General features: G+C 75.1%; 13 protein-coding genes. 10 read left to right on the forward strand and 3 right to left on the reverse strand.

Features of this window, described 5'->3' with window-relative positions:
* The first annotated feature begins 175 nt into the window (after positions 1-175).
* Genes ACFW1I_RS36590 through ACFW1I_RS36600 form a run of 3 tightly spaced genes read left to right on the forward strand, consistent with a single transcriptional unit; the run spans position 176 to position 1,643 of the window.
* Complete coding sequence (locus ACFW1I_RS36590; protein ID WP_031008323.1) at positions 176-610, forward strand: roadblock/LC7 domain-containing protein; 435 nt, start codon at positions 176-178, stop codon at positions 608-610.
* Positions 611-622: 12 nt separating this feature from the next.
* Entirely contained in the window at positions 623-1,051 is a 429-nt protein-coding gene (locus ACFW1I_RS36595; protein WP_384678136.1) for a DUF742 domain-containing protein, read from the forward strand.
* A complete protein-coding gene (locus tag ACFW1I_RS36600) occupies positions 1,032-1,643 on the forward strand; it encodes an ATP/GTP-binding protein (RefSeq protein WP_384678138.1) in 612 nt (203 codons plus the stop codon). The genes ACFW1I_RS36595 and ACFW1I_RS36600 overlap by 20 nt, the downstream gene beginning before the upstream one ends.
* 145 nt (positions 1,644-1,788) lie before the next feature.
* Here ACFW1I_RS36600 and ACFW1I_RS36605 read toward each other — a convergent pair whose 3' ends face one another.
* Entirely contained in the window at positions 1,789-2,214 is a 426-nt protein-coding gene (locus tag ACFW1I_RS36605) for a PPOX class F420-dependent oxidoreductase (RefSeq protein ID WP_384678140.1), read from the reverse strand.
* Between the two features lie 172 nt (positions 2,215-2,386).
* On the opposite strand from ACFW1I_RS36605, the gene ACFW1I_RS36610 reads away from it, so the two are divergent.
* From ACFW1I_RS36610 to ACFW1I_RS36640, 7 genes are all read left to right on the forward strand, one after another.
* On the forward strand, positions 2,387-2,791 hold the full coding sequence (locus ACFW1I_RS36610; protein ID WP_030493313.1) for a roadblock/LC7 domain-containing protein: 405 nt from the start codon (positions 2,387-2,389) through the stop codon (positions 2,789-2,791).
* A 132-nt stretch (positions 2,792-2,923) separates the two neighbouring features.
* Entirely contained in the window at positions 2,924-3,988 is a 1,065-nt protein-coding gene (locus tag ACFW1I_RS36615; protein WP_384678143.1) for a DUF6397 family protein, read from the forward strand.
* A 47-nt stretch (positions 3,989-4,035) separates the two neighbouring features.
* Entirely contained in the window at positions 4,036-5,583 is a 1,548-nt protein-coding gene (locus tag ACFW1I_RS36620; RefSeq protein WP_384678145.1) for an ATP-dependent DNA ligase, read from the forward strand.
* Between the two features lie 43 nt (positions 5,584-5,626).
* Positions 5,627-6,034 (forward strand): hypothetical protein, encoded by a 408-nt coding sequence (locus ACFW1I_RS36625; RefSeq protein WP_384678147.1) that lies wholly within the window; start codon positions 5,627-5,629, stop codon positions 6,032-6,034.
* A 219-nt stretch (positions 6,035-6,253) separates the two neighbouring features.
* Entirely contained in the window at positions 6,254-7,039 is a 786-nt protein-coding gene (locus ACFW1I_RS36630) for a polysaccharide deacetylase family protein (RefSeq protein ID WP_384678149.1), read from the forward strand.
* A 386-nt stretch (positions 7,040-7,425) separates the two neighbouring features.
* A complete protein-coding gene (locus ACFW1I_RS36635) occupies positions 7,426-8,142 on the forward strand; it encodes a hypothetical protein (RefSeq protein ID WP_384678151.1) in 717 nt (238 codons plus the stop codon).
* Positions 8,139-8,510 (forward strand): peptidase inhibitor family I36 protein, encoded by a 372-nt coding sequence (locus ACFW1I_RS36640; protein WP_384678153.1) that lies wholly within the window; start codon positions 8,139-8,141, stop codon positions 8,508-8,510. Before ACFW1I_RS36635 ends, ACFW1I_RS36640 begins: the two co-directional genes overlap by 4 nt.
* A gap of 22 nt (positions 8,511-8,532) precedes the next feature.
* Here ACFW1I_RS36640 and ACFW1I_RS36645 read toward each other — a convergent pair whose 3' ends face one another.
* Together ACFW1I_RS36645 and ACFW1I_RS36650 are read right to left on the reverse strand one after the other, a co-directional pair.
* The gene (locus ACFW1I_RS36645; protein WP_384678155.1) at positions 8,533-9,297 is read right to left on the reverse strand and encodes a rod shape-determining protein MreC; all 765 of its coding nucleotides are present in this window, start codon (positions 9,295-9,297) and stop codon (positions 8,533-8,535) included.
* 163 nt (positions 9,298-9,460) lie between these two features.
* The gene (locus ACFW1I_RS36650) at positions 9,461-10,648 is read right to left on the reverse strand and encodes a globin domain-containing protein (RefSeq protein ID WP_384678157.1); all 1,188 of its coding nucleotides are present in this window, start codon (positions 10,646-10,648) and stop codon (positions 9,461-9,463) included.
* Positions 10,649-10,802: the final 154 nt, after the last annotated feature.

Raw genomic sequence — 10,802 nt, forward strand, 5'->3', positions numbered from 1 at the left:
GCCCCGACCCCGGCCGCGTCACGCGCCCGTACACCGACGCCGCGCCCCACGGAACCGCCGCTCAAGGCGCCCCGCACGACCCGCGCGGCGACGCACGCGCGCGTACCGACCTCGGCCCCTACTTCGGCGCCCGCGCCAACCCGCCCCAGGACACCCGATCCGAAGGAGACGACGCATGATCGACCACGAGAGGATCTCCCACCACCGCTCCGGCGAACTCGACTGGCTCCTCGACGATCTGGTGACCCGGGTCCGCGAGGTCCGGCACACGGTGGTGCTCTCCAGCGACGGCCTCGCGGTCGGCGCCTCCAGCGGACTCAGCCGCGAGGACGCCGAACACCTCGCCGCCATCGCCTCCGGCTTCCACAGCCTCGCCAAGGGCGCCGGACGCCAGTTCCACACCGGCGGCGTCCGGCAGACCATGGTCGAGATGGACGACGGCTTCCTCTTCGTCGCCGCCGCCGGCGACGGCTCCTGCCTGGCCGTCCTCAGCTCCGTCAGCGCCGACATCGGCCTCATCGCCTACGAGATGGCCCGGCTCGTCAAGCGCGTCGGCGAGCACCTGCACACCCCGCCGCGGCTCGCGGTGACCCCGCCGGCCGCCGGCTGACCGGAGACCCCCATGACCATGGACAGCACCGGCGACACCACCGGCGGAGGCCCGCCCGCACCGGGCAGCCAGTGGTACGACGCCGACGCCGGGCCGCTCGTCCGGCCGTACGCGATGACCGGCGGCCGCACCAAACCCGGCCCCAGCAACGTACGGTTCGACCTCATCGCCCTGGTCGTCGCCCCCCCCCCCCCGCCGGGCCCGGCCGAGGAGGCCGTCCTCGGCCCCGAACACCGTGCCCTGCTCTCCCTCTGCCGGGCCGAGACCCAGTCGGTGGCCGAACTCGCCGCCGACGCCGACCTCCCCGTGGGCGTCGTCCGGGTCCTCCTCGGCGACCTCCTCGAATCGGGCTTCGTACGCGTCAGCAGGCCCGTACCGCCCGCGCAGCTCCCCGACGAACGCATCCTGAGAGAAGTGATCGATGGCCTACGAGCGCTCTGACAGCACCGGCGCGGACGGCGGCGACACCGCTCTCGCCCTGAAGATCCTCGTCGCCGGCGGTTTCGGCGTCGGCAAGACCACGCTCGTCGGCGCGGTCAGCGAGATCCGCCCGCTGCGCACCGAGGAACAGCTCAGCCGGGCCGGCGAACTCGTCGACGACACCGGGGGAGTGGCCCAGAAGACCACCACCACGGTGGCCATGGACTTCGGCCGGATCACCATCCGCGCGGGACTCTCGCTGTACCTCTTCGGCACCCCGGGGCAGGACCGCTTCTGGTTCCTCTGGGACGAGCTCTCGCAGGGCGCCCTGGGAGCGGTGGTGCTCGCCGACACCCGCCGCCTGGAGGACTGCTTCCCGGCGGTCGACTACTTCGAGCACCGGAAGATCCCGTTCGTGGTGGCCGTCAACTGCTTCGAGGGCGCCCGCTCCTACGGGGCGCAGGACGTGTCCCGCGCGCTGGACCTGGACCGGGGGACGCCCGTGGTGCTCTGCGACGCGCGCGACCGGGACTCCGGGAAGGAGGTCCTCATCCGGGTCGTCGAGTACGCCGGGCGGATGCACACCGCCCGGCTCCTCGACACGGTCGGCTGAACCGCCGGCAGAGCCGGCCCGGCAGGTCGAACCGCCGGGCGTCCCGGCCCGGCAGGTCGAACCGTCGGACGTCCCGGCCCGGTCGGTCGAACCGTCGGACGATCGGGCGGCTCGACCGTCATGGCCGGCCCGCCCCCGGGACGGGTCAGTCGGAGACCTCGCCCGCCGACGTCACCTTCTCGATCTTCACCCGGACGACGAGCTCGCCCGGCACCCCGTTGCGCGCGCCGAACTCCGCCGCCCGGTCCTCGCCCATGTACCGGCCGCCGATCCGGGTGGCCCAGTGGACCAGCTCGTCCGGGTCCTCGCTCAGCTCGGCCACACCGCTCAGGGTGACGTACGAGAACGGCGGGGCGTCGTCGTCGACGCAGAGGGAGACCCGGCCGTCCCGGGCGAGGTTGCGGCCCTTCACCGTGTTCCTGCCGGTGTTGAACACGAAGGAGTCGCCGTCGAGCACGAACCACACCGGGACGACGTGCGGGCCGCCGTCCGCGCGCACGGTCGCGAGCTTGCCCGTACGGGTCCCCCGGGACACGAAGTCCCGCCACTGTTCCTCGGTCATTCTCGTCATGTGCCCATCGTGCGGCACCCGGTGGCCGTTCGGCGGCACACCCGGGCCGACGGGGGTGCTTGCCCTGTCCACGACAGTGCGTAAGGCTTGCGGCGACACGCGGTCCGTACCGGCGAACGCGGGCACGGGGCCCGGCCGGCGCGGCCGCACCGACGAGGGGGAGGACCACCACATGGCGCTGGACAAGGGGCTCGACTGGCTCCTGGACGACCTGACCCGCAGGGTCGGACCGATACGGCACGCCCTGGTGCTGTCGAACGACGGCCTGGTGACCGGGGCGAGCAGTGAACTCGCCCGGGAGGACGCCGAACACCTGGCGGCCGTCTCCTCCGGGCTGCACAGCCTGGCGCGCGGCTCCGGCCGGCACTTCCGGGCCGGCAGGGCCCGGCAGACGATGGTCGAGTTCGACGAGGCGCTGCTCTTCGTCACGGCGGCGGGCGACGGCAGCTGCCTCTGTGTGCTGAGCGACGCGGAGGCCGACGTCGGCCAGGTCGCCTACGAGATGACGCTGCTGGTCAACCGGGTCGGCGAGCACCTGGGCGTCTCCGCGCGACAGCCGGGCGGGCCCACGCCCTGACGGTTGTCCACAGGCGGTTGTCCACAGGGCGCGCGCCGTTCGTCACTCTCCGTTACCTTCGTGGTGTCGGGTTCACCGGAACCCGGACCGGTCGGCAGGCCGGGCGAGCGAGTGGGGGAGGCGGCGGACGCCATGACGGTGGACGAGAAGACGCGGACGGTATCGGCGGCCCGGGCCGCGGAAGAACTGGAGCTGAAGCGCGAGGAGTTCCGGCTCGCCGTGCGGATGGGACTGATCAGGACGGTCCCGGTGCCGGACCCGGGCGGGACGCTCCGGGACCGGGGGAGCGGCCGGGACCGGGTGCCCGAGCGGCGCCCGGTCGAGCGCGCCGAGCTCGACCGGCTCAAGGCGGCCCCGGACTTCCCCGACGGCCTGCGCGAGCGCGTCCGGACGGTCGGCGCGGGGGAGGCCGCGGGGCTCCTCGGCATCACCCACGACCGGTTCGGACGCTTGGCCCGCACGGGCCATCTGAGCCCGGTCCGCTTCTACCTCAACCGCTACCGGACGGTCATCTGGCTGTACGTGGCGGCCGAGGTCACCGCCTTCGGCGAGGAGCACCCCGCCCTGCTCTCCGGCCGGATGCCGGCGGCGGTGCGCGAGCGGGCGGCGAGGGAGGACCTGCGGGCCAGGAACTGGCGCACCCGCCATCTGGGGCTGCTGCTGCGCGGCAGCGACGACCCGTGGGTCCGGGCGGCGGCGATCGCCTCGCTGCTCGACCCGGTCCAGGTCGCGGAGGTCGTCGACGACCCGTACGAACGCGGCTGTCTGGACCGACTGCGCCCGGCGCCGCCGCCGGGCTTCCCGGTCACGGGCGCGGCCCGCGAGGTCGCCGACCGGCTGGTCCGCGCCGAGGACCCGGACGAGATCCTGTGGCACCGGATGAGCCTCGCCCTCGCCCTGGACGAGGCCCGCGCCGCCCGGCGGGCGCCCCACCCGGGGGAGCGCCCACGACCGGCGGCGGAACCGGCGCGACCGCCCGTGACACCGGCGGATCCAGCACGCTCGCCCGCCCGGACGCCCATCCCTCCGGTCGCCCTTCCGACCGCTCCTCGGTCCACCCCTCCGCGCGGCCGGGCGACGCGACCGCCCGGCCGGGCGCCGCGGACCCGGGGGCCGGGGCTGCTGGCGCGGATCCGGCGCTCCCTCCCGGCGCGGACGACCGGCGCGGGGTGGGGTGCGCGGCGTGACTGGGGGTGAGGGCGGCTGCGGGTGCGGCGCCGGGGGCGCCCGGTGACGATGGGGGCATGTTGCTGGCCCGTGTCGCGGAGGTCTCCCGGCAGGTCGCCGCCGCCTCGGCGCGCTCGCGGAAGACCGCCCTGCTCGCCGAACTGTTCGCCGAGGCCACCCCCGAGGAGAGCCCGCTCGTCATCGCCTACCTGTCGGGCCGGCTGCCCCAGGGCCGGATCGGCGTCGGCTGGAGCACGCTCAGGCAGGTGGTGCCGCCGGCCGTGCCCCCGGCGGCGGCACCGACGCTGACGCTCGCCGATGTGGACGCGGCGATGGACGCGCTCGCGGCCGTGGCGGGCCCCGGATCCCAGGGGGAACGGGCGCGCCGGGTGCGTGAGTTGTGCGCGGCGGCGCCCGTCGAGGAACAGGAACTGCTGGTGCGGCTGCTCTCCGGGGAGGTGCGGCAGGGCGCGCTCGACGCCGTCGCGCTGGAGGGCGTCGCGAAGGCGGCGGACGTGCCGGCCGCCGAGCTGCGGCGGGCCGTGATGCTGGAGGGTTCGCTCCCGCCGGTCGCCCAGGCGGTCCTCGCGGAAGGGCGCGCCGCCCTCGACCGGTTCACCCTGCGCGTCGGACGGGCCGTGCAGCCGATGCTGGCGCACACGGCCGGTTCCGTCACCGAGGCGGTGGAGACGCTGGGGCCGTGCGCGGTGGAGGAGAAGCTGGACGGCATCAGGATCCAGGTGCATCGCGACGGAGGGGAGGTGCGGGTCCACACCCGCTCGCTCGACGACATCACCGCCCGGCTGCCCGAGGTCGTCGCGGTCGCCCTCGACGTGCCGTCGGAGTCGTTCATCCTCGACGGCGAACTCATCGCCCTCGACCCCGCCACCGGCCGCCCCGCCGCGTTCCAGTCCATCGCCGGCCGCGTCGGCTCCCGCGCGGACGTCACCGGCGCCCGGGCCGCGCTGCCGCTCACCCCGGTCTTCTTCGACGTCCTCGCGGCGGACGGGGAACCCCTGGTCGACCGCCCCGGCCGCGCCCGCCACGCGGTCCTCGCCCGTCTGCTGCCCGAGGACCGCAGGGTGCGCCGCGTCGAGGTCACCGCCCCCGACGACCCGGCCCAGGTGGAGGCCGCCGAGGGGTTCCTCGCCGACACCCTGGCCCGGGGCCACGAGGGCGTGCTGGTCAAGGCGCTCGACGCGCCCTACGTGGCGGGCCGGCGGGGGCGGACCTGGCTCAAGGTGAAGCCCGTGCACACGGTCGACCTCGTCGTCCTCGCCGTCGAACGGGGCCACGGCCGCCGCACCGGCTTCCTGTCCAACCTGCACCTCGGCGCCCGCACGGAGGGCGGCGGCTTCGTGATGCTCGGCAAGACCTTCAAGGGGCTCACCGACGAGATGCTCCGCTGGCAGACCGACCGCCTCGGGGAACTGGCCGTCGAGGACGACGGGTTCACCGTGACGGTCCGCCCCGAGCTGGTCGTGGAGATCGCCTACGACGGCCTCCAGCGCTCCACCCGCTACCCGGCCGGCATCACCCTCCGCTTCGCCCGGGTGCTGCGGCACCGCCCGGACAAGCCCGCCGCCGAGGCCGACACCGTGGAATCCCTGCTCGCCACCGGCTGAGACCGGCGGGCGGTAACCGTCGACGTGGCGCGGGCGGAGGGGGATGCTGGAAGAGTGGCACGCCTGCCACGAGGAGATGAGCGACGTGTACGACTTGCACATCGACACCGACGTCACCGTCCAGCTGAGCGACTGCCGGCAGGAGGACGCCCGGGCCGTGTTCGAGGTCCTCGACCACTACTACCGGCTGGAGGACATCGAGCCTCCGGGCCCGGCGGGCTCGGGGCCGGCCACCACCGTGTGGATGGCCACCTTCGACACCTCCGGCGGACAGCGCGAGGAGCCGCGGCCGCCGCGGCTCACCGGCAAGGTCGGCGCTCTGCTGACTGGCGGGTACCACGCCGTCGGCGAGGTCGAGAGGGTGCTCGCCGGCAGCTTCGACATCGAGTCCCTCCAGGCGGTCTCGGGCGACCAGGAGACCGAGGCGCGACTGCTCCTCGCCTCCCGCTGATCGCGTCGGGCCGAGCCGGGACGGACGGTACGGGACACCCCGGGTGGAGCGGACGGGCCCCGCCCGGGGCCCCGTCGTGCCCGCGGAAGGCGCCGGGACCCCCCTCCCGACCCCGGTATACACCGTGTGTAGAGTTCACGGCGGCCATCGGTACACCCGCCCTGACCAGGCGTGGAGGTGGCCGCGTCACACACGAAACCGGGGAAAGCGGGTACCACCATGTTCCGATCCAGGCCGGGCCGTCGCGGTGGGAGGACCGCCGTCCTGCTCGCCGCCGCCACGCTCATGCTCACGCTGAGCGGCTGCGGCGTTGACCCCCTCACCCCGCAGGCCGCCCGGGCCGAGTCGGGAGACGACGGCAAGGCGGGCACCGCGCCCCGGCGGGTCGACTGCGCCCGGGCCACGTGCATCGCCCTCACCTTCGACGCCGGCCCGGGCGAGGACACCCCGCACCTCCTCGACGTCCTCAAGGAGAAGCGGGTCCCCGCCACCTTCTTCCTCCTGGGCCGCAAGCACGTCGAGCGCTACCCCGAGGTCGTCCGGCGCATCGCGGACGAGGGGCACGAGGTCGCCAACCACACCTGGTCGCACCGGATCCTCACCGACCTGGAGGAGAACGAGGTCCGCGAGGAGCTCTCCCGCACCCAGGACGCCATCGAGAGGATCACCGGCCGCAAGCCCGTCCTCATGCGCCCGCCCCAGGGCCGCACCGACTCCACCGTCGCCGACGTCAGCCGCGAACTGGGCCTCGCGCAGATCCTCTGGAGCGTCACCGCCAAGGACTACTCCACCACCGACTCGGCCCTGATACGGGAACGCGTCCTCACCCAGGCGCACCGCGACGGCATCATCCTGCTCCACGACATCTACGACGGCACCGTCCCCGCCGTCCCCGGGATCATCGACGAGCTCAAGGACCGCGGCTACACCTTCGTCACCGTCCCCGAACTCCTCGCCCCCGGCACCGCCCGCGCCGGCGAGGTCTACCGGCCCGAGAAGGACTGACCGCCGAGCCCCCGGAGCCGGCCCACGACGGGTGACCCGACTCACACCGTTCACCCCGTACTGCCCGGAACATCGGGAAAAGGTTCACTGTTCTCCCTTATGTGACGGCGAAGGGGCCCGGTCCCCAGGTCCCCCCCCCAGAGGTGACCGCCCTTCGCCCGTCACGGCGAGCGGCCCCGGCTGGAATCCCCCGTCCAGCCGGGGCCTCGCCATGTCCGGGGCGGCGCTCACGGCGCCCGAGGGGCGCGCACGACGGCGCGTTCGACCCGTTCGAGTGAGGTCGCGCATGCCCGGCCCCGTCACGGGCAGTGATCGCTCGGGCCGCCGACGATCATCCTCCGGCCCACCGTCGACCCGGCACCGCGCCGTCGTGCGAAGGGGGACCCATGCCGCTCGCCACCACACCGCTCGCCCGCCGTGCCCTGCCGGCCGCCGCCGCGCTCGCCCTGCTCGCCGGTTGCGCCTCCGTCCGCCCCGACCAGACGGAACCGCCCGCCGTACCGTCCGCGCGCACCGAGCAGGACGCGCTCCTCAAGGCGGCGGAGCGGAGGTTCACCGACGACTGCCTCGCCGCGCGCGGCATCCGGGCCACCGCCGCACCGCGCGCGCCCACCGAGGACCGGGCCCTCCAGGCCGCCCTCTTCGGCACCGGGCCCCGTGAACTCTCCGTGACGCTCGCCACCGGCGTGACCGTCACCGCCCACAGCGACGGCTGCGTCGCCGCCGCCCGCGACCGGCTCTACGGCGACCAGCACCGCTGGTTCCGGGCCCAGGTCGTCGTCGACAACCTCCGCGCCGAGGCCCAGGCCCGCTACCGCGACGACCCCGACCACCGGGCCGCCCTCGCCCGCTGGACCGCCTGCGTCGCACCGGCGGGCCGGCCACGCCCCGAGCGGCCCGACCCCGAGGACGCCGCCCGCTGCGCGCGGGAGACCGGCCTCGACGAGACCCGCGCCCGACTGGAGCGCGACGAGCTGGCCGAGGTGCGCGCCCTGCACCACGACGAGCTCACCACCTACCGGCAGTTGCGCGACCGCGCGCTGCTGCGGGCGGTCCGGCTGCCCGCGTCCACCCCACCACGGAAAGGCAACGCCACCTCGTGAAGCGCATCCTGGCCACCACGGCCGCCGCCCTGCTCGCCCTCACCACCGGCCTCGCCGTCGCCGGCTCCGCCACCGCCGCCGAATGCCCCTCCGGCCACTTCTGCGTCTGGCAGGACGCGAACTTCGGCGGACAGCGGGCCAACTGGAGCGGCGACGACGGCTGGTGGGAGAGCTGGATCTCCGACACCGACTCCTCGTGGGCCAACCACGGCATCTCCGGCCCCGGCATCAAGGACCACGTGCGGGTCTACGAGAACGCCTGGCAGGGCGGCAACATGACCATCTGCCTCGCCCCCGGACAGGAGGTGGGCTACAACGCCGCGGCCAACGACCGCGGTGACTCCCACGTCTGGGCCACCGGCTGCTGACCCCGCCCCCGGCGCGCCCCGGTCACGGGGTGCGCCGGGCCCCCGGGTGACGCAGGGCCGAGGCCAGCATCAGGCCGGCGCCCCGGACCACACTGGTGGCCGGATCGTTGGCCAGCCGGACCCGGCCGCGCAGCACCTGGGCGAGCCGCGCCGTCACGTCGAGGCGGAGCGCGCCGCCGCCGGTCACCAGCACACCCCGGCGGAGGGCGCCGCGGACGGCGCCGGTGCCGTCCGCGCGCCACATGTCGCTCACCATGTCGGCGGCGGTGCCCGCCACCGCGTCCGGCATCCCGCCGCGCGCCGGCAGGTCGTCGACGCCGAGTTCGGCGAGCCGGGCGTCCTGCACCTGGCCGTCGACGACGAGCGTGACCTCGGTCAGCCGGGCGCCGAGGTCCACCACGAGCAGGGGGCCGCCGCCGGGCGGCGCCGCGTAGGCGGCCGCGGCCCGGGCGCTGTCGACGGCGATCACCCGGACGGGGCCGAGCCCGGCGACGGCCCGGCGGACCGCCTCGCGCTCCGCCGGGGCGGCGAGCACCGGATGGGTCAGCATCACGACCGTGTCGTGGCTCTCGCCGCCCGGGGCGGAGGCGGCGAGGCGCTTCAGGAGCAGCAGCTGGGAGGAGGTGTCCGCGACCCGGCCGCCCCGGACCGTCGCGCTCGGCACGTCCGCGAAGACGCCCGCCCCCGGGGCCCAGGCCCGCGTCCGTGAGCTGCCGATGTCGAGGGCGATCCCCCGCACCGGCCGCCGCGCGTCCCGGTGGGTGCCACCCGCTCCGTACGATCCCATCGTGTCCGTCCAAGTCCTGTCGGCCCACTGATTACGAGGCCGATCCGCGCCCACACTATGCAGGATCCGCAGCGGGAACGCCATGGCGCTTGAGGATCCAAGGATCATGGTCGGGCCCGGGGCGGCGAGGGCCGGCCCGGGCCCGCGCGGGTGCGGCCCCCCGTCACGCCCAAGCGCCCAGCCAGAGGTCCGGGCCGAACACCTCGTAGTGGACGTCGGCCGGGGCGACCCCGGAGGCGACGAGGTCGCCCCGGACCGCCCGCAGGAAGGGGAGCGGGCCGCACAGGTAGGCGCGGGTGCCGGCCGGCAGCTCCAGGGCGGTCACGTCGGCGAGGCCCTCGCGGGCGCCGGACGCGCCCGGCTCCTCGTACCAGAGGTGCAGGCTGCCCTGCGGGAGCCGGCCGACGAGCTCGCGCAGTTCCTCGGCGTGGGCGTGCGTGCCGGGGGAGCGGTCGGCGTGCACCACGACGACCGGGCGCTCGGCGCCGGTGGCCGCGAGGTGGTCGAGCATGGCGAGCATCGGGGTGCTGCCGATGCCGGCGGAGGCGAGCAGCAGCGGGCCGTCGCCCTCGGGCAGCACCAGGTCGCCGAAGGGCGTGGAGACCTCCAGGACGTCGCCGGCGGCGGCGTGGGCGTGGAGCTCGTTAGAGACCTCGCCGGCCGGGTCGCCGTCGACCCGCTTCACCGTGATGCGCCACGCCGGACGGCCCGGCGCGGAGGAGAGGCTGTACTGGCGGATCTGGTGGGCGCCGTCCGGCAGCGTCACGCGGACGCTCACGTACTGGCCGGGCCGGAAGCCGGGCAGCGGGGAGCCGTCCGGGTCGGTGAGCACGAGGGAGACGGTGTCCGGGGTCTCCTCGCGCCGCTCGGCGATCCGCACCGGGCGCCAGACCCGGCCGTCCTCGACGCCCGCCTCCTGGTAGAGGCGGCTCTCCAGGGCGATGAGCGCGTTCGCCATCAGCCAGTAGACCTCGTCCCACGCCTGGGCGACCTCGGGGGTGACGGCCTCGCCGAGCACCTCGACGATCGCGGCGAAGAGGTGCTCGTGCACGATCTTGTACTGGTCCGCGGTGACGCCGAGCGAGGCGTGCTTGTGCGCGATGCGGGAGAGCAGCGTGTCGGGGCGGGTGTCGGGGTGCTCCAGGAGGGCCACGGCGAAGGCGGCTATGGACCCGGCGAGCGCCTTGCGCTGGTCGCCGCTGGCCTGGTTGCCCCGGTTGAAGAGGTCGCGCAGCAGCTCGGGGTGGGCGGCGAAGAGCCGCCCGTAGAAGCGCTCGGTGATCTCGTCGAGTGCTCCGCCGACGGCGGGCAGCGTGGCGCGGACGACGGGTACGGCCTGCTCGGACAGCATCGGAACTCTCAATCTGGTAGATGATCTGCGTATTTAAATCGATGCGGAGTCCCGGGCGGCACGAGCCCCCCGGGGTGGCGGGGGGCGGGTGACGAAAGCGGGGCCGGGGGGTGGGAGAGCACCACCGGGCCGGTGGGCGCTAGCACGAGATCGG

The organism is Streptomyces sp. NPDC058955 (assembly GCF_042741435.1).
Classification (GTDB): Bacteria; Actinomycetota; Actinomycetes; order Streptomycetales; family Streptomycetaceae; genus Streptomyces.

What these genes read in the sequence shown, in the direction of transcription:
- ACFW1I_RS36590 (WP_031008323.1), top strand. Translation starts at nt 176, where the DNA reads ATGATCGACCACGAGAGGATCTCCCACCACCGCTCCGGCGAACTCGAC.
- ACFW1I_RS36595 (WP_384678136.1), top strand. Translation starts at nt 623, where the DNA reads ATGACCATGGACAGCACCGGCGACACCACCGGCGGAGGCCCGCCCGCA.
- ACFW1I_RS36600 (WP_384678138.1), top strand. Translation starts at nt 1,032, where the DNA reads ATGGCCTACGAGCGCTCTGACAGCACCGGCGCGGACGGCGGCGACACC.
- ACFW1I_RS36605 (WP_384678140.1), bottom strand. Translation starts at nt 2,214, where the DNA reads ATGACGAGAATGACCGAGGAACAGTGGCGGGACTTCGTGTCCCGGGGG.
- ACFW1I_RS36610 (WP_030493313.1), top strand. Translation starts at nt 2,387, where the DNA reads ATGGCGCTGGACAAGGGGCTCGACTGGCTCCTGGACGACCTGACCCGC.
- ACFW1I_RS36615 (WP_384678143.1), top strand. Translation starts at nt 2,924, where the DNA reads ATGACGGTGGACGAGAAGACGCGGACGGTATCGGCGGCCCGGGCCGCG.
- ACFW1I_RS36620 (WP_384678145.1), top strand. Translation starts at nt 4,036, where the DNA reads ATGTTGCTGGCCCGTGTCGCGGAGGTCTCCCGGCAGGTCGCCGCCGCC.
- ACFW1I_RS36625 (WP_384678147.1), top strand. Translation starts at nt 5,627, where the DNA reads ATGCTGGAAGAGTGGCACGCCTGCCACGAGGAGATGAGCGACGTGTAC.
- ACFW1I_RS36630 (WP_384678149.1), top strand. Translation starts at nt 6,254, where the DNA reads ATGTTCCGATCCAGGCCGGGCCGTCGCGGTGGGAGGACCGCCGTCCTG.
- ACFW1I_RS36635 (WP_384678151.1), top strand. Translation starts at nt 7,426, where the DNA reads ATGCCGCTCGCCACCACACCGCTCGCCCGCCGTGCCCTGCCGGCCGCC.
- ACFW1I_RS36645 (WP_384678155.1), bottom strand. Translation starts at nt 9,297, where the DNA reads ATGGGATCGTACGGAGCGGGTGGCACCCACCGGGACGCGCGGCGGCCG.
- ACFW1I_RS36650 (WP_384678157.1), bottom strand. Translation starts at nt 10,648, where the DNA reads ATGCTGTCCGAGCAGGCCGTACCCGTCGTCCGCGCCACGCTGCCCGCC.